Consider the following 24,684-nt stretch of genomic DNA (forward strand, 5'->3'; position numbering starts at 1 on the left):
GGTTGTATCTGTGAAATTACTGACGGGAATCTTCCATGGCCAGTACGTTTTCCTCGTGGTCCTGGCTCTTCAGGTAGTCTCTGACTCCTGAACCAATATCCTTGTGTCTCAGTGCATAGGCAATATTGGCCTGCATGTAGCCAAGCTTGCTACCGCAATCGTGGCTGCAGCCAACAATGCGGTACGCTTCAACTTCTTCCTGTTTCAGAAGTTCCTCCAGTGCATCGGTAAGCTGGACTTCTCCACCGACGCCCGTGGGTGTTTTAGCCAGCAATTCCCAGATTGCAGGAGAAACCACATAGCGGCCCACTACCGCCATGTTGGATGGGGCTATTTTGGCATCAGGCTTTTCGACCATTTTCATAATGCGGGCTACACCACCGGCCATCAGCTCGACGCCTTTACAATCCACCACCCCGTATTTGTTAACCACCTCCCAGGGCACAGCCTCAACCATAATCTGGCTGTAGCCCGTAGACTGATAGTTCTGCACCATGGCCGCCAGGTTGTCCTGATGAAGGTCTGCACGATACTGGTCCACCAACACATCCGGCAACAGAATGGCAAAAGGCTGGTCACCAACCACCGGTCGTGCACAACTGATGGCATCACCAAGTCCCTTGGCATAGGGCTGCCTCACCGAAATGACGGTAACTTCCTGAGGCACAATAGAACGCACCTCATCCAACAATTGCCGTTTGACCCGAGCTTCCAGCTGAGCTTCCAGCTCAAAACTACTATCAAAATGGTTTTCAATGGAGTTTTTACTGGCATGAGTGACAAGAACAATTTCCGTGATACCCGCAGCAATGGCTTCATTAACCACATACTGAATGAGCGGCTTATCAACGACAGGTAACATTTCTTTGGGAATGGCTTTTGTGGCAGGCAACATACGCGTGCCCAGGCCGGCCACGGGAATTACGGCCCTGGTTACTTCGTTTGAGGTCATATCAGACTAAATCCATATTAGTGATTTGCACAGAATTCCTTGGTTTTTACGGGGCATCTGTTACGGGAAACGTTATCACATTCAACCCAGAGCCTCTATAAACCCTTGGGCAAACTTAGCAGTTGACCATGCAGTCACCACAGCGAATATCACACAACAATAGAGATTATCTAATTGGATGATTTTTACTGGTTTAATTCTTAATGAATATACTGAGAAGCAAAACCGAGAGGAACTGCCACTCCACAATGCAGCCGGTCGATCTTCTTAAGGTGCAAAGCCGGAAATAGCTCAAGGATAGAAAGGAAATTTGGTCGGGGCGGCCGGATTTGAACCGACGACCACCACACCCCCAGTGTGGTGCGCTACCAGGCTGCGCTACGCCCCGAATGAGTATGGGTGCTCAAAGAGGCGCACATAATACCGAATGCACCTGACAATTCAAGAATAAAATCAGGCTTTCAGTACGCCTAGCAGCTCTTCCAGTTCACCCACGGTCTGATCAATCAACTGGCGCACCTGAGTCGCTTCAACGCGGGCATCATCACCATTCATGCGCTGCCGGGCACCACCAATGGTGAAGCCCTGATCATAGAGCAACGAGCGAATCTGACGAATCAGAATAACATCCTGACGCTGGTAGTAACGACGGTTTCCCCGACGTTTTACCGGACTGAGATTTGGAAACTCCTGCTCCCAGTAACGAAGAACATGGGGTTTGACATCACAGAGGTCGCTGACTTCACCAATCGTGAAATAGCGCTTGCCGGGGATGGGCGGCAACTGATCGTTATTGCTCGGTTCCAGCATAGCTTTCCACTCTCGCCTTCAGTTTTTGTCCCGGTTTAAACGTCACAACACGACGCGCTGAAATGGGTATTTCCTCACCGGTTTTCGGATTTCGACCGGGCCTGGTCTTTTTGTCACGCAACTCAAAATTCCCAAACCCGGATAATTTCACCTGCTCGTTACTTTCCAGAGCAGTGCGGATCTCTTCAAAAAAGGATTCGACAATTTCTTTCGCTTCCCGCTTGTTAAGACCCAGATCCTCAAAAAGCATTTCTGCCAATTCAGCTTTTGTCAGTGCCGTCATGTTTCCTATCCCCTGAGGCTTGCTGAAAACTGCTCTTTCATGGCGTTAACCACGTCTTCAACAGCCCCATTTATTTCTTCTTCGGTAAGGGTGCGGGAACTGTCCCTGAACGTCAAGCCCATACCAACACTTTTTCTATTTTTTTCAATACCTTTTCCTTGATAGACATCAAATATCTTTAAGTCAATAAGATAACTACCAGCATTCTGACGAACGGCCATCGAAAGCGCTTCAGCGGACACATCTTGGTCAACAATCAACGCCAGGTCCCGTCGTACTTCAGGGAATTTACTGATACCACCGAATGCCGGCAACTGCCCGGCGAGCACCTCTGCGCTCAGCAGTTCGAACACGTAGACTGGCTGGGAAAGGTCCAACCCCTTCTGCACCCGGGGGTGTATCCGCCCCACATAACCGACAAGACGGCCTTCCCGCTCTATCCTTGCAGCCTGCCCAGGGTGAAGTGCCGGATGATTTTTTTCGACAACGTAGCGATACTCACCGTAACTGCCCGCCTGCTGTAACAGAGCATCAACATCGGCCTTGATATCAAAAAAGTCCACATTTTCTTGGCTGTTTGACCAACGTTCCGGCTGACGCGCTCCGGTAATGGCACCGGCGATCATCGGCTGTTGTTGTAACTGGCCGCCGTCCGGAACAAATCGCAAACCTGTCTCAAATATTCTCACCCGGCTCTGCTGACGATTGAGATTGCGACGCACCGCAGGCAACAAACCCGACCACAGAGTCGTGCGCATAACGGACATATCACTAGCTATGGGATTGGCCAGCACCACACTCTCCTGACCCGGTGAGAGATGTTTTTGCACCTCCGGATCAACAAAACAATAGCTGATGGCCTCCCGGTAGCCCTTCGCGGTCAATTGTTGACGCAGTAGTGACAGGGAGATGTTTTTTTCGTCACCACCAGCGATCGGCAAATGGGCGCTGATCGTGGTCGTCGGCAGCCTGTTGTAGCCGTAGATACGAGCGACCTCCTCAATCAGGTCCATCTCAATAGCTATATCAAAACGCCAGCTGGGCACAACACATGTCCAACCCTGATCATTTTCAGCGATCACGTCCAGTCCGAGACGCTCCAGCATTTCTCGCACCACACCAGCCTCCAGATCGAGGGCAAGCTGCTGCTTCAACTTGGCACTTGTTAGCACTACCTCTGGGGTTGCGGGCAGATGAGCTGGCGATGCTTCTGAAACAACGGGACCAGGCTGACCACCGACAATATCAACTAACAGGGCCGTTGCCCGCTCAATGGCCGCAGCTTGTAACTGCGGATCCACGCCACGTTCAAAGCGATGCGAGGAGTCCGTGTGTAACCCGTAATTTCTAGGGCGACCGGCAATCGCGATCGGGTCAAAGTAAGCACTTTCTAGAAAGATATCCACGGTTTCCGAATTCACCGATGAATCTTCGCCACCCATGATGCCAGCGATTGCCAGGGGTTTTTCGCGGTCAGAAATTAACAGCGTATCGCTGTTCAGTGTGGCCTCGGAGCCGTCAAGCAATTTAAGCTTTTCTCCCTGTTCCGCCATACGCACCACGATGCCGCCCTGTAGCGTGGACAGATCGAAAGCATGCATTGGCTGGCCCAGTTCCAGCATCACGTAGTTAGTGACATCCACCACAGGGTCAATACTGCGCAGGCCACTTCGACGCAATTTTTCCTGCAGCCACAGCGGGGATTCAGCCTTGATGTTGATGCCGCGAATAACACGCCCGGCATAACGGGGGCAGGACGAAGGCGCCTGGAGCTCAACGGGTAATACATCCTCGATGGATGCAGACACCGGAGTCAGATCAGGGGACGTGACAGGGTGTGAATTCAATACACCTGTCTCACGGGCCAGACCGCGCAGACTCAGACAGTCGCCGCGATTTGGCGTCAAATCCACTTCGATCAGCTGATCGTTGAGGCCAAGATAACCGCGCAAATCAGCACCCACTGGAGCGCCAGCAGGCAATTCAAACAAACCCTCACCATTGTCACCCAGTCCCAGCTCATCTTCTCCGCAGAGCATGCCAAACGATTCCACATCACGCAGCTTGGCCTTGCGAATTTTCATGTCGTTAGGCAACTGAGCGCCGACTGTAGCAAAAGGAATTTTCAACCCAGCTCGGGCATTGGGGGCACCGCAAACAACCTGCACCTCGCCATCAGGTCCACCGGCCACCTGACAGACTCTCAGTTTGTCAGCATTGGGGTGAGGCTCAACGGCAATAATTTCCCCGACCACCACGCCACTGAACGGTGGCGCCACCGGTTCGACCGCATCCACTTCAAGGCCGGCCATGGTTAATTGGGCCACCAGCTCTGTGGTTTCAATCGCCGGGTTAACCCATTCCCGCAACCAGGATTCACTGAATTTCATTGGTCACCAAATCTATTAATAGCTTTAAATAAACAGCGTAACTATTTGTTTTAAAATTGATTCAAGAATTGAAGGTCATTCTCAAAAAACAGTCGCAAGTCATTGACGCCGTAGCGCAACATGGCGAGGCGCTCCACACCCATACCAAAAGCAAATCCGGAGAATTCCTCCGCATCAACCTTGCAGTGAGCAAACACATTAGGGTGTACCATGCCGCAGCCCATCACTTCCAGCCAGCCTGTGTTCTTACAGATGCGGCAGCCTGCCCCACGACAATTCGTACACTGAATGTCTACCTCAGCAGAGGGCTCCGTAAAGGGAAAATAGGAGGGCCGAAAACGTACGGGAAGATCCGCCTCGAAGAAAGCTTTGAGAAACTGATCAATGGTCCCCTTGAGGTCAGCCATACTGACATCACGATCCACTACCAGCCCTTCCACCTGGTGAAACATGGGGGTATGGGTCAGATCGGAGTCACAGCGATAGACGCGGCCAGGACAGATAATGCGAATCGGCGGCGCCTGGGTTTCCATGGTGCGAATCTGTACCGGCGAGGTATGGGTCCTCAGCACCGTGTTCTCAGTGACGTAAAATGTATCATGCATGGCCCGCGCCGGGTGATGGGCAGGAATATTGAGGGCCTCGAAGTTATGGTAATCATCTTCAATTTCAGGTCCCTCTTCCACCTTGTAGCCCACTTGGGTAAAGAATGATTCTATGCGTTCCATCGTATGGGTGATGAGATGCAGACCACCACTTTCCTCACCGCGACCCGGCAAGGTAACGTCCACCGACTCCCTGGCCAGCTGCTCCTCGACGGCAGCATTTTCCAAGCTGTCCCGACGCACATTGATCTGCACTTGTAGCTGTTGCTTGACTTCGTTGATTCTGGCACCCGCTGCCGGGCGCTCTTCAGCGGACAACTTGCCCAGTCCCTTCAGGAGATCGGTCAATTTCCCCTTCTTACCCAGAAACTCCACCCGCACCTGGTCAAGAGCGGCAAGGCCATCCGCCTGTTCAATGGCCTGCTGCGCCTCGCTGGCCAGAAGCTCCAGATTTTCCATAGTCACAACCTTTACAAGGAGTTATTAGTAACAAAAAAGGGAAAGAGCTGCGGCCCTTTCCCTTTTCAATTGGCAGTATTCAATACCGGTGTACCGGTAGTGAATATTAAGCCAGGGCAGCCTTCGCCTGTTCTACAACAGCGGCAAAAGCAGCCTTATCGTGAACTGCCAGATCCGCCAGAACGCGACGATCAAGTTCGATGTTGGCTCTTTTCAGGCCAGCGATCAGGCGGCTGTAGCTCATACCCTCAACACGGGACTGAGCGTTGATACGGGTAATCCAAAGAGCGCGGAAAGTACGTTTCTTGACGCGACGGTCGCGGTAGGCGTACTGACCAGCTTTGGTTACTGCCTGTTTAGCAACACGAAATACCCGGCTGCGAGCGCCGTAGTAACCTTTTGCTGCCTTCAGGATTTTCTTGTGGCGACGGTGTGCGGTGACACCTCGTTTTACACGTGGCATATCAATATCCTCTCAAATAAATCAGCTAATCAGGAACGCAGCATGCGATCGACCAGTGGTGCATCAGAACCGTTCATGGTGCTGGTGCCCCGCAGATGACGCTTACGCTTCTGGGACATTTTGGTGAGGATATGACTTCTGTTAGCGTGCTTGTGCTTGTAGCCAGCGCTGGTTTTCTTAAAGCGCTTGGCCGCACCGCTATGGGCTTTTGCTTTTGGCATTTTGGTTCTCCGTTTTATGACGGGTTACTAATATGGAGAAGTCACTCCCGGACAGTCTGCCAAAGGCTGAACGCGGGTAGTGCCGTAGGTATTGATTGTGGGATAAACCACAGCTTACGGATTACTTCTTCCTGCTCTTGGGGGCAATCACCATGGTGAGTTGACGCCCTTCCATTTTCGGGAACTGCTCAACGGTTCCCAGCTCCTCGAGGTCCTGCTCAATGCGTTTGAGCATTTCCATACCGAGTTCCTGGTGAGCCATCTCACGACCACGAAACCTCAGGGTTATCTTGGCCTTGTCCCCATTTTCGAGGAACCGGATCAGGTTACGTAACTTGATCTGGTAATCCCCAATGTCCGTTCCCGGACGAAACTTCATTTCTTTAACCTGGGTCTGCTTCTGCTTCTTACGCTGAGCAGCCTGCTGTTTTTTGGCTTCAAACAGCTTTTTGCCGTAGTCCATGACCTTGCAGACCGGTGGTTCGGCATCCGGTGAAATTTCCACCAGATCCAGGCCGGCTGCCGTCGCTGCACTCAAGGCTTCTTCAATACTGACAATGCCAGCCTGTTCGCCATCGGCATTGATCAAACGCACTTCGAGAACATCGATCTCTTCATTCATTCGAGACCGTTTTGCTGTCCCCTTGCCATAATTTTTCTTGATAATCCAATCTCCAACTTCAGTCTTGTAAACGAACGCGACCGCGGCGTTTGACGTCTTGGGCGAGAAGCTCTGCAAAGGCTGAAACCTGCATAGTGCCGAGGTCTTCACCGCTCCGGGTACGTACTGCCACGGTCTGCGTTTCTACTTCCCGATCACCGATTACCAGTAGATAGGGAGTCTTCTGAATTGTGTGCTCGCGGATTTTAAAGCCGATCTTTTCGTTTCTCAAGTCATTTTCAACCCGGAACCCCTTGTTTTTCAAGGCATCCACCACGCCAGACACATATTCAGCCTGGGAATCTGTGATATTCATCACCACTGCCTGGCATGGGGCCAGCCAAGTGGGAAAGGCACCTTCATAGTGTTCAATCAAAATGCCGATAAAACGCTCAAAGGAACCGAGGATGGCTCTGTGCAACATCACCGGCACCTGCCGGGAACCATCTTCCGAGACATATTGGGCATCCAGACGACCGGGCATGGAAAAGTCCACCTGAATGGTGCCGCACTGCCAGACACGCTCAAGGCAATCTTTCAGGGAAAATTCAATCTTTGGCCCATAAAAGGCCCCTTCTCCAGGCAGCAGCTCGTAATTCAGCCCTTTCGCGACCAGCGCGTCGGCCAGTGCTTTCTCGGCCTTATCCCAGACCTCGTCACTGCCAACCCGCTGCTCGGGACGGGTGGAGAGGCGAATAATCACATCCTCAAAGCCGAAGTCTTTGTAGACCTCGAACAACAAATCAGTAAATACCGAAACTTCGCTCTGAATCTGCGACTCGGCACAGAAAATATGAGCGTCGTCCTGCACAAAGCCACGAACACGCATCAGGCCCTGCAGCGTACCGGAGGCCTCGTTGCGGTGACAGGAACCAAATTCCGCCAGTCGCAACGGCAGATCACGATAGCTTTTAAGCCCCTGATTGAAGACCTGGATATGACAGGGGCAGTTCATGGGCTTAACAGCATAATCCCTGGCCTCGGACTCGACCGTAAACATGTTGTCGCGGAATTTGTCCCAGTGCCCGGAACGTTCCCACAAAGTGCGATCAACCACCTGCGGCGTTTTAATTTCCCGGTAGCCGTTGCGAATCTGCACATCACGCATGTAACTTTCAATCTGCGTGTAGATGCTCCAACCCTTGGGATGCCAGAACACCATTCCTGGGGCCTCTTCCTGGAGGTGGAACAGATCGAACTTCTTGGCCAGTTTTCGATGATCCCGTTTTTCGGCTTCTTCAAGGCGATGCAAGTAAGCCTTCAGCTCTTTTTTGCTGGTCCAGGCAGTGCCGTAGATACGTTGCAACATTTCATTGTTGGAGTCTCCCCGCCAGTAGGCGCCGGCGACTTTCATCAACTTGAAATACTTCAGCTTGCCCGTGGATGGCACATGGGGGCCACGACAGAGGTCTTCAAAATTACCCTGGCGATAAAGAGACAACTCCTCATTACTGGGAATGCTCTCAATGATCTCTGCCTTGTAGGCCTCACCGAGACCCCGGAAATAGCTCACCGCTTCGTCCCGGGAAAGTACGCGACGCTCCACAGTGCTGTCCGCCTCTGACAGCTCGGTCATTTTGACCTCAATAGCCTCCAGATCTTCCGGCGTAAAGGGGCGCTCGTAGGCGAAGTCGTAGTAGAAACCGTTTTCAATCACAGGGCCAATGGTGACCTGCGCCTCAGGAAACAGTTGTTTCACCGCCTGCGCCAGCAAATGGGCAGTGGAGTGACGAATGATTTCCAACCCTTCATCCGAGCGCTCGGTGATAATGGCCAGCTCGGCGTCCTGCTCAATGACATGAGAAGTATCCAGCAGCTGCTCATCGATCTTGCCCGCAAGGGCTGCCTTGGCGAGGCCCGGGCCGATATCGGCGGCGATCTCATGAATGGAAACAGGTTTTGAATAGGTACGTTGACTGCCGTCAGGAAGGGTAATTACAGGCATTATGCGATCCTTTCCAGTGGTGACCCCTACCAAAGGCCACATGGTTTATGCTGCATTGCAGCGCCAAAAGAGTGAGCCGGGCATTCTAACGCCATCACATGGAGAATCAAACCGTTATCCAGCCCGAAAAGCCGCGATTCAGGCTTGTCATGCTGCAGGTCGACTGGTAAATTACGCGCCTCTTTGCAGAGCTTCAAGACAATAGGCACGTAGCTCAGTTGGTTAGAGCACCACCTTGACATGGTGGGGGTCGGTGGTTCGAATCCACTCGTGCCTACCAAACAGGAAAGCCCACCCCTTCGGTGGGCTTTTTTTTGCCTGGCATTCAAGCCGGGTGCACAAAAATTGCCAGCAGGGTTACACTGCGCCCTGCTCAGAAAGACAGAATAATGAGGAAACCCCCATGCCAAGAATACTAATAGCCGCCCTTACCCTGTGTTTGTTCCTGGCGGGCTGTGCCACTTCTGCAGAAAAAGCCGCTCTTCAAACGGTTGAAGGCAAGCCTATCAGCCAGTTGGTAAAGATGTTCGGTGAACCGGATGGGCAGTCCAACAAAGGGGACACGACTATTTATTACTGGCAGCAAACCGAGCGCACACAGTTACAGAACACCAAAAAGGATACCGCCTTCACCAACAACACTATTGACGTCAGCTGCCGCCTGTATGCCTATACAGACAGCAACGACATCGTCGAAAAAACCAAACTTGAGGGTGACTATTACGTCTGTGGTTTTTTCACCCACAAGCTCAAGACCTATGGTCGCCGTTAATCTGCAACTATTTTGGTCGCAGCGGGTCTACCGTGTAACACTTGGTAATCGAAACCAACGCCCCTAAACAAAATAAAGGCACTCCGATGAATAAATTAATTGTTTCAGCTATCGCAGTCCTGCTGCTGATGACAGCTAATGTGCAGGCTGCAGATGGCGACAGTTATACCTGCACGATCGCCAGCATCTATCGAACTGGAGCCGGAGCCTCCGTTGACTCGAATAACGAAACATTCAAGTTCAGTATCAGCGGTGACGTGTTGACCATTACCAACAGCAGTGGCAACAAAACAGAAAATCATGACCTGAAGTTGCAGATCAATAACAACTATGCCGCCATGGCTAAAAATGAAGGCATGATCTTCTCCTACCGATTTGGCAGTGGTGCCTTCGAATGGTCCACCGGAATCGGAGAGTCCGGTTTCAACCGGGACCAGGGGCACAGTGGCCAGCAGATGCGCTTTGCCGGCACCTGCGCAGCTGATTAATGCGGTAGCATCGCTTACTGAAAAGCCCACCATTAAGGTGGGCTTTTTGCTTGTGCCGGGTTTATCTTTTCACTGAACGCTGCACCCGGCGATCACGTCGTATCTAATCACCCTGCGCTGCAGCCAATCTTGATCAAGATATTCCCGCACGGATTCATTGCAGAACAGTTCGCCCGCATCGTTTCGATCACGAAAAATCATGACAAGCACCCACACTCCTAACTCAAATTCTAGGAGGGAAATAAAAATGGTGCCATTGAGATAGAAGTTAATCGTTGTTAGGGGAACTACTGGATAACATGAAAGGGTTTTAGGGTACCCCATCCACCTGCTGCTTCAACTTGTGAACCCGATCTCGCAACTGGGCGGCCTCTTCAAATTCAAGATTTTTGGCACATTCGAACATCTGTTTTTCAAGCATATCAATCTGATGCCAGATATCGCCGGAACTGCTGGCAAGAGCTTGCTCGGCTTCATACTTCCCAGATCGCTCGGCCACCTTGCGACCTCCCTTTCCGGGAATGCTCCGGGCTCCTTCCATGATATCAGCAACCGACTTTTTAATGCCCTGGGGCGTCACATGGTGTTCGCGGTTAAACGCCACCTGCTTTTCCCGACGACGCTCAGTTTCATCCATGGCTCGCTGCATAGAACCGGTTATCTTGTCGGCGTATAAAATGGCACGGCCGTTGACATTTCGGGCCGCTCGCCCGATGGTCTGGATCAGCGATTGCTCTGATCGCAGGAAGCCTTCCTTATCAGCATCAAAAATGGCCACCAGCGCCACTTCCGGCATGTCCAGCCCCTCACGCAGCAGATTGATGCCCACCAACACATCAAATTCACCGAGACGCAGGTCGCGGATAATTTCCACCCGCTCAACCGTTTCTATATCCGAGTGCAAATACCGCACCCGCACACCATGCTCATCCAGGTATTCAGTCAGGTCTTCTGCCATACGCTTGGTAAGCACCGTAATCAGTACGCGTTCACCATGGCCGACACAGAGGTTGATCTCGGAAAGCACATCGTCCACCTGAGAACTTGCCGGGCGCACCGTAATCTGGGGATCAACCAGCCCCGTGGGCCTGACCACCTGCTCCACGACCTGTCCCGTTTTTTCCGCCTCGTACTTGCCGGGCGTTGCCGACACAAAGATGGTTTGAGGAGCCAAACGCTCCCACTCATCAAAGCGCATGGGGCGATTATCCAGCGCTGAAGGCAACCGAAAACCGTATTCCACCAGTGTTTCCTTGCGGGATCTGTCGCCCCGGTACATGCCCCCTAACTGGGGAATGGTCACATGGGATTCATCCACCACCAGCAGGGCATCAGCAGGCAAGTAATCATAGAGTGTCGGCGGTGCTTCCCCCGGCTCCCTTCCAGAGAGGTAACGGGAATAATTCTCAATACCCGTGCAGTAACCCAGTTCCTGCATCATTTCCAGATCGTAGCGGGTGCGCTCGCGCAGGCGCTGCTCTTCCACCAGTTTGTTGACAGAACGTAACTGTTCAAGCCGCTCTGCCAACTCCACCTTGATCGCTTCAATCGCCTCAAGAATGGTATGCCTGGGGGTCACATAGTGAGATTTAGGGTACACAGTCACCCGCGGCACCCGTCCAAACACCTCACCGGTTAACGGATCAAATAGCGAAATATTCTCCACTTCGTCATCAAACAGTTCGACCCGCACCGCTTCGTTGTCAGAATCTGCCGGGTAAATATCGATCACATCGCCACGCACACGGTACGTGGCCCGCTGAAAAACAGAGTCGTTGCGACTGTATTGCAGCTCCGCCAGACGGCGTAAAACAGCCCGTTGATCCACCCTGTCACCGCGGACAAGGTGCAAAACCATCTTCAGGTAGGATTCCGGATCCCCGAGGCCGTAGATAGCCGATACGGTGGCCACCACGATGACATCTTTCCGCTCCATCAATGCCTTGGTAGCCGACAAGCGCATTTGCTCAATGTGCTGGTTAATCGAGGCATCTTTTTCAATAAAGGTGTCAGAGGAAGGCACATAGGCCTCGGGCTGGTAATAATCGTAATAGGAAACGAAGTATTCCACGGCATTGTCTGGGAAAAACTCACGGAATTCACCGTACAGCTGCGCGGCCAGGGTTTTGTTGTGGGCCAGAACAATGGTGGGCCGCTGTACCTGGCTGATGACATTCGCAATCGTGAAGGTTTTGCCCGACCCAGTCACACCGAGCAATGTCTGTGCTGCCAACCCGGCGTGTAGACCATCGACCAACTTTTTAATGGCTTCAGGCTGGTCCCCTGCCGGTTGATAAGCACTTTTAACCGTAAACGCTTTCGCCACTCAGGGCTCTCCAGAATCATCCAACAAAACGTCATATTATACGCCACAAAAACCCGTAAAATGGCCCGGGAGCAGGGCTTGACTACCCCAAATGCGATCTATAAGATACGCGCCTCTCAACGAGACCATTCCGCCTTAGCTCAGTTGGTAGAGCAAATGACTGTTAATCATTGGGTCGCTGGTTCGAGCCCAGCAGGCGGAGCCAAATACTAAAAGGGTTGTAGCAATACAGCCCTTTTTTATTGTCCAAAAAATCTCTTTGGATAACAAACGCCCTCCAATTTGAACAGACGTAAAAAACCCCGATCATGGTGAGAGGACCGGGGTCTTTTAGTTGCTTTGGGGAGAAGCATGTTGCTGTTGTAATGAGTTAGTCATCACGAATGGCTAGAAGTTCCCAAATGTATTAACTGCAAAGTATTTTTTTCTATTGAGAATCCCTTCTAAAGCTTGTCATTAGAAGTTCAGAAATCTTATCGCGGGTGTATTCCTAAGCTATTGTTTCCAAACCGGCAGTTCTCGCATCAGTTTGATATCGTTAATCAAGGACAATGCCGCCCATTCTTCCAGGGGAAAACGAATACCCCCATCTTCCTCCCCGTACTTCTCCACCAGCTCTGACTCTATTTCCTGATTCAGGTTAAAAGTACCGATACCCAGCATGCCCCAGCCACGAAATAATCTGGCATCAATGACAGAAAAACTAATGAGAGTTAGCTCTTCATGTCTGTCATCACGGAAAATACGTCGAAAGAGTGCATTAACATCCTCAAACTTACCCTCTAACGCTTGCAGAAAGTGTGTTTCACTCGCCAACAGAACACCTGTAATCCCAGACTGCTCATTTCTTGGCTCGCTGGACATGATGATGTCCTGAACTAAAGTCCAATTTAGAGGAGCAACACTACGGCTCTTGTAGATAATTCGATACATGTCATAACCCGTTCGTCTCTAAAATTTATACGATGTTAGCTAGTTGTTTTCAGTATCTTTTCTACGGCTATACGCCAATCTCGGATCTGTTCGTGACTTAAGCACATTGCCATTCTTTGCCTTGATAGTCTTAAAAAACTAACGTCCAGCAACCACACAAAAAGCTCACTTAACCACTAGAGTGGCCCTAGAGCATTAAAACACCACAATATACACAGTCACAAAAAACCCCGACCATTGCTGTGATCGGGGTTATGACTGCTGTTTGGGGAGAAGAATTTGCTGGGTGTTATCTATTAGTCAACACTGAATCTACTAAGTTCAAACTTTTTTGAAAAAATTTACCGAGACGCTCGAATGGTCATCTATGAGTCTGGCAGACTGGAACCGGCCGGGATATTGCAGTGGATTTTCTATCCCCATACACTAGGGCGGCCACTAGGCAGGCTCGGTGAGCAATCATATGAAAAAGTTCTTCCGACCCTCTGCCTGCATGCCATTTCACATAAAAATAAACCGACAGGCAGTACCTATGATTTTTAAAACTTTACGCTATTCAGTGCTACTTGGCCTGTTGATATCCGGTCAGACCTTCGCCAGCACCGTCTTTGAGGACACCCTGCAGGAAGCAAAGAATGGCAATCCTCAGGCACAAAGCAAGCTGGGCAATATGTATGCCGAAGGCAGAGGTACCGAGCAAAATAACGTCAAGGCGTTTATCTGGATGTCTGCTGCCAAGGCCAATGGTGACACAGCTTCCGAGCACAGCCTGAATACCCTGCGCAAACGTATGTCATTGAAAGAAGTGATTGACGGCCAGGCCAAGGCTGCCAAGTGTATCGGTTCCCACTACCAACGCTGCAAATAGCCTCTCTCACCCCACCCTGCAATCTCGATACTGGGCGAATAGAACCGGATCGTCTAAGGTGTCGTATAGTTAGATACAGGTTTTTTATCAGGAAGGCTGTTTAAGGTGAATTAGTCATGTTGTTATCGCTGCTATTGTTTATCGCATTGTTGGTCTCCGTGCTCTATTACCAGCCTCCGCTGCGACTGGGATCTGTCATCCTGGTCTTGGGCACCCTGTTCTTGACCACTTACAGCGGCATTATGTGGCTTCTGTTATTCCCCACCCTGCTGATCACCGCCATTCTCAATATTCCCCAGTGGCGGGAACGTGCGCTGATAAAACCCGCCTACCAGCTGCTACGCCGCTCCATGCCAAGCATGAGTAAAACCGAGCGGGAAGCTCTTGAGGCAGGCACCACCTGGTGGGAGAAGGAACTCTTTGGGGGCCAGCCTGACTGGTCCATGTATAGCGATATCACCCTTCCCCAGCTCAGCGAAAAGGAACAACAGTTTCTCGACAACGAAGTGGAACAGCTCTGCCAACTCGTGGATGAGTGGGATATCGGTCAACGCAAGGATCTGTCCCCTGAAGCCTGGGATTTCCTGCGCCAGAATGGCTTTTTCGGACTGATTATTCCAGAAGCATTCGGCGGACTGGATTTTAGTCCCTACGCCCAAAGCCGCATCATGAGCAAGATCGCCAGTAAATCACCCACCACGGCAGTGACCGCCATGGTTCCCAATTCTCTCGGGCCCGGGGAACTGCTGGTCAAATATGGTACGGAAGAGCAGAAGCAATACTGGTTGCCACGGCTGGCCAACGGCACAGAACTGCCCTGTTTTGGCCTCACCGGACCCGAGGCAGGCTCTGATGCCGGCTCAATTCCCGATATGGGCATAGTCTGCCGCGGGGAAATGAACGGCGAAGAGGTACTCGGCCTTAAATTAACCTTCAGCAAACGCTGGATCACCCTGGCACCGGTTGCCACCGTGATTGGCCTGGCCTTCAAATTGCGGGACCCCGAAGGCCTGTTGGGCGATCCGGATACAGTCGACTACGGCATTACCTGCGCACTGTTACCCGCCAATCATCCCGGAATCGAGATTGGTCGCCGTCACAACCCCGGCGGACCCTTCATGAACGGCCCCATTAAAGGTGAAGACGTATTTATTCCCGTGGACTGGATCATTGGCGGGGCCAGCATGGCCGGCAAGGGCTGGCGCATGCTGATTGAATGCCTGGGCGCTGGGCGAGGAGTTTCTCTACCCTCACTGGCCACCGCTGGCAGCGAGATGTGTTATCTCAATGTGGGCGCCTATGCCCGGATTCGTCGTCAATTCAATATGGAGATCGGCAAATTCGAGGGGGTTCAGGAAGCGACGGCAGAAATTGCCTCTGGTGCTTATACCCTTGAAGCCATGAGACAACTGGTTACCCGCGGACTGGATGACGGCGCACCATCGGTACTCACCGCCATGGCCAAATACCATGCCACTGAGCGCATGCGCACCATGGTCAACCACGCCATGGATGTGGTGGGTGGGCGAGCCATTCAGTTGGGACCCCGCAATTTTCTGGCCGCCATGTACCACACCATGCCGGTGGCCATTACGGTTGAAGGCGCAAACATACTGACCCGCTCGTTGATGATTTTCGGTCAGGGCTCCATGCGCTGCCATCCCTACCTGTTTGAAGAGCTTCAAGCCCTGCAGAATGCAGATGAGGTCGCAGGTAAAGAAGCATTTGAGCCACTGCTGATGGCACACCTGGCACACACTGGTAGCAACATGGCACGTACCCTGGTGTTTGGCCTCGGGTGTGGACTGGGCAGCCCCCTACCGATCAATGCCAACAGCTTCAACAAACCCTGGTACCAGAAAATCAATCACCTGAGCGCGGCTCTGGCCACCTGTGCCGATGTGGCGCTGGGCACGCTGGGAGGCAGTATCAAGCGCCGGGAACTGCTGTCTGCAAGGCTCGGCGATATTCACAGCGAGCTGTTAATTGCCTGCAGCATTCTCAAATACCATCAATCATTGCCAACCAGCGATGCCAATGACGCCCATGCCTCATTTGCACTCAAGCGCTCACTGAACAATGCCCAGCAGAGCCTGGTGGCATTCTGTGACAACTTCCCACAACGCTGGCTGGGATGGCTTTTGAAGTTCCTCTGCCTGCCCCTGGGCAGACGCTACCAGGCTCCCGACGACAACCAAATCCGTGAACTGGGGGCGCTGATTATGGAACCCAATCCGGTTCGCCAAGCCCTGAAACAGTATGTTTACGTTAGCGAGAGCTCCGACGATGCCGCTGGACGTGTTGAAAATACGTTCAGCGCACTGCTGAAAGTGGACAGTGCCTGGCAGGCATTCAGTCGTGCGCGCAGCAAAGGTGAACTGGGTGCCAGTGGCGATCTGGACACCGAGCTGTCTGAAGCACTGCGGCTGGAGATTATTACTGAAGCCGATGTCGAGCCACTGAAAACCTACGATCAACTGCGCTTTGACAGCGTTCTCACAGATGATTTTGAGGCATTGTGATCAGCCATACCGCCTGAATCACTTTGATCGGTAGGCTACCCGGCGCATCAAGGGAAGGTACAGGCGATAGGGCAGGATGCGTAATAATTTAAGCCAATACACAAAGCGCGCCGGAAACGTAATTTCAAAACGCCGGGAGCCCAAACCTCGATAAATGGCCTCTGCCGCATCCTCCGGTTCCATCAGCGCCGGCATGTGAAAATCGTTTTTATCCGTGAGCGGCGTGCGGACAAAACCCGGATTGATCACCTGCAAGCGCAGGCCGGTGCCCTGAAGATCCACATAAAGCGACTCACACAAACTGATTAACGCCGCCTTGCTGGCACAGTAGGCAGCCGCCTTAGGCAGGCCCCGGTAACCTGCCACCGAGGACACCACAGCAATATGTCCTGCATGTCGAGACAAGCAGTGGCGCAAGACAACATCCAGACAATTGATGGTTCCCTGCAGATTCACATCCAGAAGTCGCCGGCACCGTTGGGCAGAAAATCTCCCCGCTCCATCCGGGTCGTGGGTGCCCGCATTCAACACAAACAGGTCCGGGGACACCCCCTCACTCTCCCAGCGTTCAAACAGTGAGGAAACTTGCCCCGGTCGACGGATATCCAGCGGTGCAGGAATAAATTTTCCTGGAGTACCGGCGAGGCTATGTTGCAGTTCCAGCAGTTCTTCCACCGTGCGCGACGAGCCGTAGACCGTGCAGCCCTGCTGGCATAATTTTTTGGCCAGCGCCGCACCGATACCGCGACCGGCACCGGTTATCCAAGCTACCCGCCAGGGGCAGACACCTTCACTTTTAGTGCTCATCAATCGCCTCCAGCCTCAGTGTTTGAGATCACAAACAGACCACAGGTTTTTTGGCTCTGCCGTTTTCAGGCGATGTATCGACAGAGTGATTTTGCCGACGGGAATACCAAACTTGCTCATGGTCGCCCTATTGAGCAGGTTGTCCTCATCAATCAGATACAACCAGTCATTGAGCTGTAAATGCCGTTCCTTGCCATTCACAGTCACCGCCAGGGTGTAGTGCCAGTTCAACGCATTGCCCCGGGTCACGCCCTCGGCGGTGCCTATCACATCTCCGGCAACACCGGTGTAGTGATTGCCATCCTTGGTGAGCTTCCAGCAGCGCTGTTGGTGTTCGCCATCATCAAAAAAGAACTGCTCGTCCAGCACACCCTGATTACCGTCCCAAGTGGCATGGATGTCGGCCCGGAAACGGCGAATCACGCGGCCTCGAAAGTCCTGCACCATGCCGTAGGCCTCAAGCCTGCCGTTAAAAAACTGATCCAGATGCAGAGCCGGGGTATTGTTCTGGTAATCGTCAATACTGGCCGAACAACCCGCCAGCAAAGCCCCTGCCAGATAAATGGATTTTGCCTTGATGGTTCTCATACCGATCTCTCCATCATTTGAGTTCACCCCGCAGTTTTCGGGTTAGCTTGGGATAGTCACTGTCATCGCCCAGCCAGATATTCAGGAAGGCGTGGGAAAAGTCCTTTTCGGGAAGCGAACCAATGTGCTGTCCCTGCAGATAAAAGTGACCATGGCCATCCTGATCCATGAAAAAAACCATCTGCTCTCCCTTCTCCACGTTGGGCCATATCACCCCCAGATGATTGAGCCAGTCATCGCGTTTTTTGGAGGACATTTCACCCGCCAGTCGCTTGCGGGTTTCCTTGAGCAATCGGGTATTGCTGATATCCCGATGAAAGGTAAGGCGTAACAACAGCGGCCCCTGCAACCGCTGCAACTCGCCGAAAGGGTTCAACAGTTCCGCCGTGTAGATTCTGAAAAAAAGGAAACTCAGTTCTGCCTGCCCGACGGTCAGAAGGTCTTGCGGGAGCGGCCTGGCCACTGCAGACGGAGGGGCAATCAGCAGGACGATCAGGAGCCAGCGATTAAGCTTTAACATGCCAACCTCCAACGATATCTGCCAATTTCAGCAAGGCGGGAAACAGCAGCAGCCAAACCAGGGCCAGCAAAGCTGCCACCTCCAACTCAGCAAGACCAAAGTTCACCGCTCCCAGACGACCGGCAGCCAGATATGTCAACGTGCCCAACAGAGAACCCGCCAATGCGGAAATCAGGTAACGTCCGGAAAACCAGGTCAATCCCTGTCGCAGGGTGGCACTAAAGGCAAACCACAACAGCAACAACCAAAGCGGCGGCCAACCCTGACCAGAGGAAAAGATAAAGACACCATAGCGTGTCAGGAATGTATCCACCGCAAACCCCAGTAGCGCACAGCTGGTGACAACCAAACATTCGGCAAGGGGTTTGCGGTGACCGAGAAGGTGCAACACCAGCAGCGCTATCACCACCCACAGGGCGTCGTTACCCATCAGGATGCAAAGCCACCAGGCCAGTTGGAATCCAGCCAGGTTAACCCACCAGAATTGTGACAGGCCTGAAAACATATTCACTCCAATACATGGTCGCTCCATCGCAGACTAGGCGCATAAATTTCTCACTGTGCAGATTTTACGCAGCAATTGCGCTGGCAGATCATCCACGCCCCTAAGTGATCCGTCATCAGCGGCCTTACGTAAAGTCTGGTGTTAATGGAAAACCATTATGACGACAAAACAACTGGCAAAATTGCGAAGAAGCGGACAACTATCCGGTGTGAAATTTGTAGCAACATCCTGTGGCCCCATGGTTATTCAGGTCTGGTTCCAACAAGACAAAACCATGGTTAAAAAACTCATCAAAGATGTGCATGGCAAGGTAGTGACCTGCCAAAACCTTTCACAGGCTTATGATGTATGCCGCTCTGCGGGTGTCAGACAAGCAGAACTGATGCAGGTTTTGCCCCATACAGAAACCTGCTCCGCACCTGAAGATAACCTGACAAATCCGTCAATGACCCTATGTTTCTAAACTGAGACGAACAGCAATGTCACATTCACCTTCTTTCTCCAAATGGCCGGGCATTATTACCCTGGCTTGCCTGTTTCTAGCACCAATGCCAGGGGTGGCAGACATGAACAACAACCAACAAATCACCAAAGGCAATGAGGCGACCTGTAACAATATCTACCAATTCAGCGTTCCCGATCTAATTACCAATCAACCCGTAAACTTCTGTGATGCATTCAAGGGAAAAGTGCTCATCATTGTGAATACCGCCAGCAAATGCGCGTTTACCGGTCAATACGAAGGGTTGGAAGCTCTCTACAAAGAATATGCCGACCAGGGCCTGGTGGTATTGGGGTTTCCCTCCAATCAGTTCGGCGGGCAGGAGCCCGGCCGACCAGAGGAAATTCATAATTTCTGCAGGGTCACCTACGGTGTTCAGTTTCCCATGTTTGCCAAAAGTCAGGTGCGAAAAGAAGGCGCAGACCCCATATGGAAATTTTTGGGGGAATCATCGGGGACTTACCCAAAATGGAATTTCTACAAATACCTGATTAACCGTCAGGGAGAAGTCGTCGATGTGTACAGCAGTTTTACGTCGCCGGATAGTATGCGCTTTAAACGGGCCGTGAAGGCATTGCTGTAAAAAAACGGTTACATAAGTCTGTTTTAGAGCGTGTACTGCAGCCAAAAAACAGATCGAATCAAATATAGAATCAAACTATGCCATTAAAAAATATCGCCATTATCGGTGCAGGCCTAGCCGGTGCCACACTCGCAAACCGTCTTACACAGGCCGGGCGGGATGTCACGATTTATGAAAAAAGCCGTGGCACAGGAGGCCGGCTTGCCAGCTGCCGCCTGGGCGATACCCCCACCAATCTTGGAGCACCCTGGTTCCAACCAGAATCAAAGGCTTTTCATGACTGGCTACTGAACCAACCGGACATTCAAGAACGGGTTCTGGAGCCTCAAGATTTCAATGGCTCGCCTCTGGCACCTGTGACCGTATTGTCGGTCGACCCCTACCAAAGCTGCATGACCAGAAGGCTTACTGAGGGCGCCATTCTCAATACTGGCGTCCGAATTTCTGCGCTACATAGCTCGGAAAATGGTGTCACCCTGGAAGATGCCAACGGTCGAAAAATAGCCCGTCATGACGCGGTGGTGGTGACAACACCGGCACCTCAGGCGCTACCCCTATTAGCGCCTGTCGATGATTTTGTACGACTCGCGGCGAGTGTTGACACCCTACCCACCTGGGTCACGGTGGTTGGTCTGGAACAGGGCTGCGGTGCGGGCAGCAGTTACCTTTGTGGCCAACACCCGGTGTTATCCAGGGCAATTTGCCATCAGCGCACCCCCCTCCCTGGAACCCACTCCAACACCAAACCGTTCCAGGAAATCTGGCAACTGGAAGCTAACGCGGACTGGAGCCTGGACCACGAGGATTCACCATCCCGCGAGGTGGCAGTAAAAATGCTGGAAAGCTTTTCCAGGATTACCCAACAAACCCTGAAGATCACCGGGCTGCGTAGCCATCGCTGGCTTTATGCACGCCATGAATCCCCACTGACGGATGATTACCTGTGGAGCGATAAACAATATGTTGGCGCCTGCGGTGACTGGTTCAGGCACGATGGCAGCGAAGGAGCCTGGCTGAGCGCCAATGCCCTGGCCGACAAATTGTTGCAGGAAGATGCTTAACCAATGATGTCCCACAGCAGTCATACGTCATCCGGGTTAACTCAGGGCTCAGCGCTGAAGCCGACCATTGTTTTCTACGATGGTGCCTGCCCCATCTGCCAGAAAGAAATTCACCATTACCGGAAACTGAAAAGCCTCAAGCCCATCGACTGGCAGGATATTTCAGGCCATTGCCCCATGCTTGAACAGTATGGCATTGACAAAGAAGAGGCCATGAAGCGCTTCCACGTGATCGAATACAACGGCGTTATTTCTCAGGGCGCGGAGGCATTTCTTGCCCTGTGGCGGGCATTGCCCGGCTACCGGCACCTGGCAAATATCATCGAGTTCTGCCATTTACAGGGATTGCTTGAATGGGCTTACAGGGGGTTCGCCCGACGGCGCTTTCGCCAGGCCTGCCTGCGTAATGACAAACGGTGCCGCACAGACACAAGCCAATAGCTGCAACCTCACGTTGCCCGCTGATAACTGGCCAGGCTTTCTGCTCTTGCCCGAGAGTAATCAATGATGGGTAATGGACGTCCCAGAGAAGCAGCCCGCTCCGGATCATGACGTTGCAGACCGTTCAGGACCCGCAACTCCGGCAACCACTGGGCCACGTATTCACCCTGTGGATCAAACCGTTCAGCCTGGCGCATGGGACTGAAAATTCGAAAATAGGGGGCGGCATCCGCACCCACCGAGGCACTCCACTGCCAACCGCCCAGATTGGACGCAAAGTCGCCATCTACCAAGTTCTGCATAAAAAACCGTGCCCCGTGCCGCCAGTCCTGTCGCAGCAACTTGGTTAAAAATGAGGCCACAATCATGCGCACCCGGTTGTGCATCCATCCGGTGGCCAGCAACTGCTTCATCCCGGCATCGACAATCGGGTAACCGGTTTCTCCACGGCTCCAGGCATCAAACAGCGATTCATCCTGTAGCCAGTGAATGCGAGACTCTACATCCGGCTTGAAGGGCTGCCAGCGATTCATCTCCGGGAAATGCACCATCAGATGACGGTAAAACTCACGCCAGATAATTTCTGTGACCCATTGGTTGTCCAGCCAGCTATCGGGGGCAAACTCAGCCTGGAGTGCGGCCAGGCACTGACGGGCTGAAATCACCCCACAACTGAGATAAGGGGATAGCGAAGAGGTACCTTCGTGGGCGGGGAAATCCCTCTGGCCACCGTAATCCACTGCCTTGTCTGCCACAAACTGCTGCAGGCGCTGGTGAGCGACCTCTGTTCCCGACGGCCAGAGTTCCTGCGACCAGTGGGTGTTGCCCACAGCATAGGCCAGAGAATTTGGTATTTGGTCACCATCCCGCTGCGGCTGCAACGGCATTCGAGGCTGTGCCTCAGGCAACGGCAGCGGTTGCGGGTGCTGCGACGCAAACTCCCGCCGCCATGCATTGCTGAACGGCGTGAACACCCGAAATGGGTGGCCCTGACCGTTCATGATGGTACCCGGAGCAAACACCACGTCGCCGTGGAAGCCGAAGACCTCTATACCTTCTGCGTGAAAGCGTTCGACAACCTGTTTATCCCGTATGACTTCATTGAGGCAATACTCCTGATTGAGGAATAAACCGTCACACTGCAATTCTCGGGCAAGTGAGCAAAGCTGTTCTGGAACGTGGTCAAAGCTACCGGCGTCAATCACCCTGAGAGGTATATTGAGCTCGGCCAGTTCAGTTTGCAGGGAACGCAGGCATGCCAGCCAGAATTCCACCCTGGCCGTGGATTCATCGTGGCTGGACCATTGTTGAGTACAGAGAGTGACAACCGCCACAACCCCGCCGCCATCAGCTCGCCGACAGGCATTAAACAACGCCGGGTTGTCACGACAACGCAAATCGTTTCGAAACCAGACTAACTTCATTGATAACGATCGCGGGTTACAAACCGAGCAGGGGTTGAGCGAGTTTTCCCATCAGAGAGGTATAGCGCAGGGGAAACTCTGTGGCGATCAGGCAAATACAGTCATGGTCACTGTCCACCAGGGGCTGGTGGGTGATACGGTCATCCAGATCAGCAACATCTCCTGAAGAAAAACGGCCCACGTCGTCCGAATAGGAGCCTCGCAACAGCTGTGTAAGTTCGCTGCCCCGATGGGTGTGGGGAAAGGCAGTTTTGCCCGGTGCGACCCGCAACAGTCGGGTAACACCCTCGCCCTGACTCGGTAAATTATGAATCCATAGACCGGAAACAACCTTCTTCCAGGGAATGTCATCCAGGGAGTCACCCACGTAGCTGGCCAGAGGCCTGGGTACCTCCGAGTCCTGCGGTGCTGAAATAACAGAGGTTTCCAGGGGCTCGGCATCGAGACGTTCCAGCACATGCAGTAGTGAATTATCACTCACGGCCGAGAGGCTGCCCTTTTCAAGCAAGGCGCCGCCTATGGTTTCCAGTTTACGAACACGGTGTTGACAGTGCTCGCACACCGACAGGTGGCAGGCAACCACCAGGGCAGCTCCCTGCCCCACAGCACCAGCCACGTAGCTGAACAATGTCGCCTCATCCAAGTGGTGTTTAATATTCATAATCACCTCCCAGTGTCAGCTTAAGTTTTTCAGCAGCCAGGCGAATTCGCGATTTGACGCTGCCCAACGGAATGGAAAGCCGGTCGGCAATCTCGGAATGAGTGCGGCCTTCATAGAATGACATATAGATTACCTGTGCCTGGTTTTCCGGTAGCTGGTGAATGGCCATGGCCACGCGGTCTGAAATCATTGACTGCTCTGCCCCGTGCTCTTCATGCAATTCACCCTCCTCATCACGCCAGGTATCGAGGTCGTATTCCGGGTATTTTTGCTTGCGCATCCAATCGATGCTCTGGTTTCGAGCCAGGGTATAAATCCAGGTGCTGGCAGCCGCTTTTTCCGGGTTGAACAAGTGGGCCTTGCGCCACACCAGCAGCATGGTCTCCTGGGTAAGCTCTTCTGCAGTACCCTCGGTCAGGCCCAGGCGTACAATGTAGCCCTTGATACGCGGCGCGAAGTGACGAAACAGCTGTATAAAAAGCTGTTTGTCCCTGGTCATGGACAGGGATGCCAATATCGCTGACCAATCAGCGCTTTTTGTCTCAGCCATGTCTCTCGCTTTCAGTGCAATTACATTGTCCACCGTTTCTCCCGGAGGTTTATCCCTCATATCTTCTCCTACGAGTAACATGGCTAAATAGATCAACCGAGCAGACCTTGAAAAATGTTTTCGAGGCCGGTGACGCAAGGCAACATTGAACGAAAAACCGGAGTTGATCACTTATCAATGAGCATTTTGAGTTCAATGTTAACCAAGCAGAAGCTAGGCAGATAGTTTTTCAACTGACTCACAGGGTAGTTGCAAGCCAATACAAAGCCAAACAAAACCGGTGATCCCTCTGAAGGGTATTTGCGTAATAGCCTTGTGTAACTGTTGTAGTTGTTCTGTATGAG

The 24,684-nt window shown here is 52.5% G+C and carries 26 protein-coding genes and 3 tRNA genes; 10 read left to right on the plus strand and 19 right to left on the minus strand.

All coding sequences use genetic code 11. The annotated features are described in order from the left end of the window. Positions 1-16 precede the first annotated feature (16 nt). The 10 genes from galU to thrS all read right to left on the minus strand — a co-directional run bounded on the left by galU (position 17) and on the right by thrS (position 8,789). Entirely contained in the window at positions 17-952 is a 936-nt protein-coding gene (gene galU / locus Q8A57_RS01800) for a UTP--glucose-1-phosphate uridylyltransferase GalU (protein WP_305169209.1), read from the minus strand. A 311-nt stretch (positions 953-1,263) separates the two neighbouring features. Next, positions 1,264-1,340, minus strand: a tRNA-Pro gene (locus Q8A57_RS01805). Positions 1,341-1,405: 65 nt separating this feature from the next. Beyond that, positions 1,406-1,762, minus strand: a complete 357-nt coding sequence (locus Q8A57_RS01810; RefSeq protein WP_305169210.1) for a MerR family transcriptional regulator — start codon at positions 1,760-1,762, stop codon at positions 1,406-1,408. Continuing rightward, positions 1,743-2,045 carry an integration host factor subunit alpha gene (gene ihfA / locus Q8A57_RS01815; protein WP_305169211.1) on the minus strand — a complete coding sequence of 101 codons (303 nt, stop codon included), beginning with the start codon at positions 2,043-2,045 and terminating at the stop codon, positions 1,743-1,745. Before ihfA ends, Q8A57_RS01810 begins: the two co-directional genes overlap by 20 nt. 5 nt (positions 2,046-2,050) lie before the next feature. Further along, positions 2,051-4,435, minus strand: coding sequence for a phenylalanine--tRNA ligase subunit beta (gene pheT / locus Q8A57_RS01820; RefSeq protein WP_305169212.1), 2,385 nt, complete (start codon positions 4,433-4,435; stop codon positions 2,051-2,053). A 50-nt stretch (positions 4,436-4,485) separates the two neighbouring features. Then, positions 4,486-5,499 carry a phenylalanine--tRNA ligase subunit alpha gene (pheS, locus tag Q8A57_RS01825; protein ID WP_305169213.1) on the minus strand — a complete coding sequence of 338 codons (1,014 nt, stop codon included), beginning with the start codon at positions 5,497-5,499 and terminating at the stop codon, positions 4,486-4,488. A gap of 106 nt (positions 5,500-5,605) precedes the next feature. Continuing rightward, a complete protein-coding gene (rplT, locus tag Q8A57_RS01830; protein ID WP_305169214.1) occupies positions 5,606-5,962 on the minus strand; it encodes a 50S ribosomal protein L20 in 357 nt (118 codons plus the stop codon). 29 nt (positions 5,963-5,991) lie between these two features. Further along, entirely contained in the window at positions 5,992-6,183 is a 192-nt protein-coding gene (rpmI, locus tag Q8A57_RS01835) for a 50S ribosomal protein L35 (RefSeq protein ID WP_305169215.1), read from the minus strand. Between the two features lie 121 nt (positions 6,184-6,304). Further along, the gene (infC, locus tag Q8A57_RS01840) at positions 6,305-6,955 is read right to left on the minus strand and encodes a translation initiation factor IF-3 (RefSeq protein WP_439651637.1); all 651 of its coding nucleotides are present in this window, start codon (positions 6,953-6,955) and stop codon (positions 6,305-6,307) included. Then, a complete protein-coding gene (gene thrS / locus Q8A57_RS01845) occupies positions 6,864-8,789 on the minus strand; it encodes a threonine--tRNA ligase (protein ID WP_305169216.1) in 1,926 nt (641 codons plus the stop codon). The genes infC and thrS overlap by 92 nt, the downstream gene beginning before the upstream one ends. 203 nt (positions 8,790-8,992) lie before the next feature. Between thrS and Q8A57_RS01850 the strand changes: the two genes are divergently transcribed. The 3 genes from Q8A57_RS01850 (at position 8,993) to Q8A57_RS01860 (ending at position 10,049) form a co-directional block, all read left to right on the plus strand. Then, positions 8,993-9,069, plus strand: a tRNA-Val gene (locus Q8A57_RS01850). Between the two features lie 123 nt (positions 9,070-9,192). Further along, the gene (locus Q8A57_RS01855; protein WP_305169217.1) at positions 9,193-9,561 is read left to right on the plus strand and encodes a hypothetical protein; all 369 of its coding nucleotides are present in this window, start codon (positions 9,193-9,195) and stop codon (positions 9,559-9,561) included. An 86-nt stretch (positions 9,562-9,647) separates the two neighbouring features. Next, positions 9,648-10,049: a hypothetical protein gene (locus Q8A57_RS01860; RefSeq protein ID WP_305169218.1), complete on the plus strand. Its 402-nt coding sequence runs from the start codon at positions 9,648-9,650 to the stop codon at positions 10,047-10,049. A 310-nt stretch (positions 10,050-10,359) separates the two neighbouring features. Here Q8A57_RS01860 and uvrB read toward each other — a convergent pair whose 3' ends face one another. Next, on the minus strand, positions 10,360-12,375 hold the full coding sequence (gene uvrB, locus Q8A57_RS01865) for an excinuclease ABC subunit UvrB (protein WP_305169219.1): 2,016 nt from the start codon (positions 12,373-12,375) through the stop codon (positions 10,360-10,362). A 129-nt stretch (positions 12,376-12,504) separates the two neighbouring features. Here uvrB and Q8A57_RS01870 point away from each other — a divergent pair. Next, positions 12,505-12,580, plus strand: a tRNA-Asn gene (locus Q8A57_RS01870). A gap of 290 nt (positions 12,581-12,870) precedes the next feature. Here the strand turns inward: Q8A57_RS01870 and Q8A57_RS01875 are convergent. Next, positions 12,871-13,308 carry a BLUF domain-containing protein gene (locus Q8A57_RS01875; RefSeq protein WP_305169220.1) on the minus strand — a complete coding sequence of 146 codons (438 nt, stop codon included), beginning with the start codon at positions 13,306-13,308 and terminating at the stop codon, positions 12,871-12,873. A gap of 532 nt (positions 13,309-13,840) precedes the next feature. On the opposite strand from Q8A57_RS01875, the gene Q8A57_RS01880 reads away from it, so the two are divergent. Further along, a complete protein-coding gene (locus Q8A57_RS01880; protein ID WP_305169221.1) occupies positions 13,841-14,176 on the plus strand; it encodes a hypothetical protein in 336 nt (111 codons plus the stop codon). A gap of 116 nt (positions 14,177-14,292) precedes the next feature. Next, complete coding sequence (locus Q8A57_RS01885) at positions 14,293-16,698, plus strand: acyl-CoA dehydrogenase (protein WP_305169222.1); 2,406 nt, start codon at positions 14,293-14,295, stop codon at positions 16,696-16,698. Positions 16,699-16,716: 18 nt separating this feature from the next. Here the strand turns inward: Q8A57_RS01885 and Q8A57_RS01890 are convergent, their stop codons facing one another. The 4 genes from Q8A57_RS01890 to Q8A57_RS01905 are packed head-to-tail and all read right to left on the minus strand — an operon-like array spanning position 16,717 to position 19,118. Further along, on the minus strand, positions 16,717-17,505 hold the full coding sequence (locus Q8A57_RS01890) for an SDR family NAD(P)-dependent oxidoreductase (protein WP_305169223.1): 789 nt from the start codon (positions 17,503-17,505) through the stop codon (positions 16,717-16,719). A 15-nt stretch (positions 17,506-17,520) separates the two neighbouring features. Further along, positions 17,521-18,093, minus strand: a complete 573-nt coding sequence (locus Q8A57_RS01895; RefSeq protein ID WP_305169224.1) for a DUF3833 domain-containing protein — start codon at positions 18,091-18,093, stop codon at positions 17,521-17,523. 13 nt (positions 18,094-18,106) lie between these two features. Continuing rightward, positions 18,107-18,613: a chalcone isomerase family protein gene (locus Q8A57_RS01900; RefSeq protein ID WP_305169225.1), complete on the minus strand. Its 507-nt coding sequence runs from the start codon at positions 18,611-18,613 to the stop codon at positions 18,107-18,109. Beyond that, positions 18,600-19,118, minus strand: a complete 519-nt coding sequence (locus Q8A57_RS01905; RefSeq protein WP_305169226.1) for a DUF2878 domain-containing protein — start codon at positions 19,116-19,118, stop codon at positions 18,600-18,602. Before Q8A57_RS01905 ends, Q8A57_RS01900 begins: the two co-directional genes overlap by 14 nt. A 157-nt stretch (positions 19,119-19,275) precedes the next feature. Between Q8A57_RS01905 and Q8A57_RS01910 the strand changes: the two genes are divergently transcribed. From Q8A57_RS01910 to Q8A57_RS01925, 4 genes are all read left to right on the plus strand, one after another. Continuing rightward, positions 19,276-19,581 carry a hypothetical protein gene (locus Q8A57_RS01910; RefSeq protein ID WP_305169227.1) on the plus strand — a complete coding sequence of 102 codons (306 nt, stop codon included), beginning with the start codon at positions 19,276-19,278 and terminating at the stop codon, positions 19,579-19,581. A 16-nt stretch (positions 19,582-19,597) separates the two neighbouring features. Beyond that, entirely contained in the window at positions 19,598-20,203 is a 606-nt protein-coding gene (locus tag Q8A57_RS01915) for a glutathione peroxidase (RefSeq protein ID WP_305169228.1), read from the plus strand. A 77-nt stretch (positions 20,204-20,280) separates the two neighbouring features. Next, positions 20,281-21,264, plus strand: a complete 984-nt coding sequence (locus Q8A57_RS01920) for an NAD(P)/FAD-dependent oxidoreductase (RefSeq protein WP_305169229.1) — start codon at positions 20,281-20,283, stop codon at positions 21,262-21,264. 3 nt (positions 21,265-21,267) lie between these two features. Beyond that, on the plus strand, positions 21,268-21,705 hold the full coding sequence (locus Q8A57_RS01925) for a thiol-disulfide oxidoreductase DCC family protein (RefSeq protein ID WP_305169230.1): 438 nt from the start codon (positions 21,268-21,270) through the stop codon (positions 21,703-21,705). A gap of 8 nt (positions 21,706-21,713) precedes the next feature. Here Q8A57_RS01925 and Q8A57_RS01930 read toward each other — a convergent pair whose 3' ends face one another. From Q8A57_RS01930 to Q8A57_RS01940, 3 genes are read right to left on the minus strand one after another with little or no spacing between them, the layout of a single operon-like run. Next, the gene (locus tag Q8A57_RS01930; RefSeq protein WP_305169231.1) at positions 21,714-23,129 is read right to left on the minus strand and encodes a cryptochrome/photolyase family protein; all 1,416 of its coding nucleotides are present in this window, start codon (positions 23,127-23,129) and stop codon (positions 21,714-21,716) included. 16 nt (positions 23,130-23,145) lie between these two features. Continuing rightward, on the minus strand, positions 23,146-23,790 hold the full coding sequence (locus Q8A57_RS01935; RefSeq protein ID WP_305169233.1) for a ChrR family anti-sigma-E factor: 645 nt from the start codon (positions 23,788-23,790) through the stop codon (positions 23,146-23,148). Continuing rightward, positions 23,780-24,400, minus strand: a complete 621-nt coding sequence (locus tag Q8A57_RS01940) for a sigma-70 family RNA polymerase sigma factor (protein ID WP_305169234.1) — start codon at positions 24,398-24,400, stop codon at positions 23,780-23,782. Before Q8A57_RS01940 ends, Q8A57_RS01935 begins: the two co-directional genes overlap by 11 nt. Positions 24,401-24,684 lie beyond the last annotated feature (284 nt).

It is taken from the genome of Porticoccus litoralis (assembly GCF_030676955.1).
Classification (GTDB): Bacteria; Pseudomonadota; Gammaproteobacteria; order Pseudomonadales; family Porticoccaceae; genus Porticoccus; species Porticoccus litoralis.

What these genes read in the sequence shown, in the direction of transcription:
- Q8A57_RS01880 (WP_305169221.1), top strand. Translation starts at nt 13,841, where the DNA reads ATGATTTTTAAAACTTTACGCTATTCAGTGCTACTTGGCCTGTTGATA.
- Q8A57_RS01935 (WP_305169233.1), bottom strand. Translation starts at nt 23,790, where the DNA reads ATGAATATTAAACACCACTTGGATGAGGCGACATTGTTCAGCTACGTG.
- rpmI (WP_305169215.1), bottom strand. Translation starts at nt 6,183, where the DNA reads ATGCCAAAAGCAAAAGCCCATAGCGGTGCGGCCAAGCGCTTTAAGAAA.
- Q8A57_RS01905 (WP_305169226.1), bottom strand. Translation starts at nt 19,118, where the DNA reads ATGTTTTCAGGCCTGTCACAATTCTGGTGGGTTAACCTGGCTGGATTC.
- galU (WP_305169209.1), bottom strand. Translation starts at nt 952, where the DNA reads ATGACCTCAAACGAAGTAACCAGGGCCGTAATTCCCGTGGCCGGCCTG.
- ihfA (WP_305169211.1), bottom strand. Translation starts at nt 2,045, where the DNA reads ATGACGGCACTGACAAAAGCTGAATTGGCAGAAATGCTTTTTGAGGAT.
- pheS (WP_305169213.1), bottom strand. Translation starts at nt 5,499, where the DNA reads ATGGAAAATCTGGAGCTTCTGGCCAGCGAGGCGCAGCAGGCCATTGAA.
- Q8A57_RS01915 (WP_305169228.1), top strand. Translation starts at nt 19,598, where the DNA reads ATGTCACATTCACCTTCTTTCTCCAAATGGCCGGGCATTATTACCCTG.
- Q8A57_RS01855 (WP_305169217.1), top strand. Translation starts at nt 9,193, where the DNA reads ATGCCAAGAATACTAATAGCCGCCCTTACCCTGTGTTTGTTCCTGGCG.
- Q8A57_RS01925 (WP_305169230.1), top strand. Translation starts at nt 21,268, where the DNA reads ATGATGTCCCACAGCAGTCATACGTCATCCGGGTTAACTCAGGGCTCA.
- Q8A57_RS01900 (WP_305169225.1), bottom strand. Translation starts at nt 18,613, where the DNA reads ATGTTAAAGCTTAATCGCTGGCTCCTGATCGTCCTGCTGATTGCCCCT.
- pheT (WP_305169212.1), bottom strand. Translation starts at nt 4,435, where the DNA reads ATGAAATTCAGTGAATCCTGGTTGCGGGAATGGGTTAACCCGGCGATT.
- rplT (WP_305169214.1), bottom strand. Translation starts at nt 5,962, where the DNA reads ATGCCACGTGTAAAACGAGGTGTCACCGCACACCGTCGCCACAAGAAA.
- Q8A57_RS01860 (WP_305169218.1), top strand. Translation starts at nt 9,648, where the DNA reads ATGAATAAATTAATTGTTTCAGCTATCGCAGTCCTGCTGCTGATGACA.
- Q8A57_RS01885 (WP_305169222.1), top strand. Translation starts at nt 14,293, where the DNA reads ATGTTGTTATCGCTGCTATTGTTTATCGCATTGTTGGTCTCCGTGCTC.
- Q8A57_RS01810 (WP_305169210.1), bottom strand. Translation starts at nt 1,762, where the DNA reads ATGCTGGAACCGAGCAATAACGATCAGTTGCCGCCCATCCCCGGCAAG.
- Q8A57_RS01930 (WP_305169231.1), bottom strand. Translation starts at nt 23,129, where the DNA reads ATGAAGTTAGTCTGGTTTCGAAACGATTTGCGTTGTCGTGACAACCCG.
- Q8A57_RS01920 (WP_305169229.1), top strand. Translation starts at nt 20,281, where the DNA reads ATGCCATTAAAAAATATCGCCATTATCGGTGCAGGCCTAGCCGGTGCC.
- thrS (WP_305169216.1), bottom strand. Translation starts at nt 8,789, where the DNA reads ATGCCTGTAATTACCCTTCCTGACGGCAGTCAACGTACCTATTCAAAA.
- Q8A57_RS01895 (WP_305169224.1), bottom strand. Translation starts at nt 18,093, where the DNA reads ATGAGAACCATCAAGGCAAAATCCATTTATCTGGCAGGGGCTTTGCTG.
- Q8A57_RS01910 (WP_305169227.1), top strand. Translation starts at nt 19,276, where the DNA reads ATGACGACAAAACAACTGGCAAAATTGCGAAGAAGCGGACAACTATCC.
- Q8A57_RS01875 (WP_305169220.1), bottom strand. Translation starts at nt 13,308, where the DNA reads ATGTATCGAATTATCTACAAGAGCCGTAGTGTTGCTCCTCTAAATTGG.
- Q8A57_RS01940 (WP_305169234.1), bottom strand. Translation starts at nt 24,400, where the DNA reads ATGAGGGATAAACCTCCGGGAGAAACGGTGGACAATGTAATTGCACTG.
- Q8A57_RS01890 (WP_305169223.1), bottom strand. Translation starts at nt 17,505, where the DNA reads ATGAGCACTAAAAGTGAAGGTGTCTGCCCCTGGCGGGTAGCTTGGATA.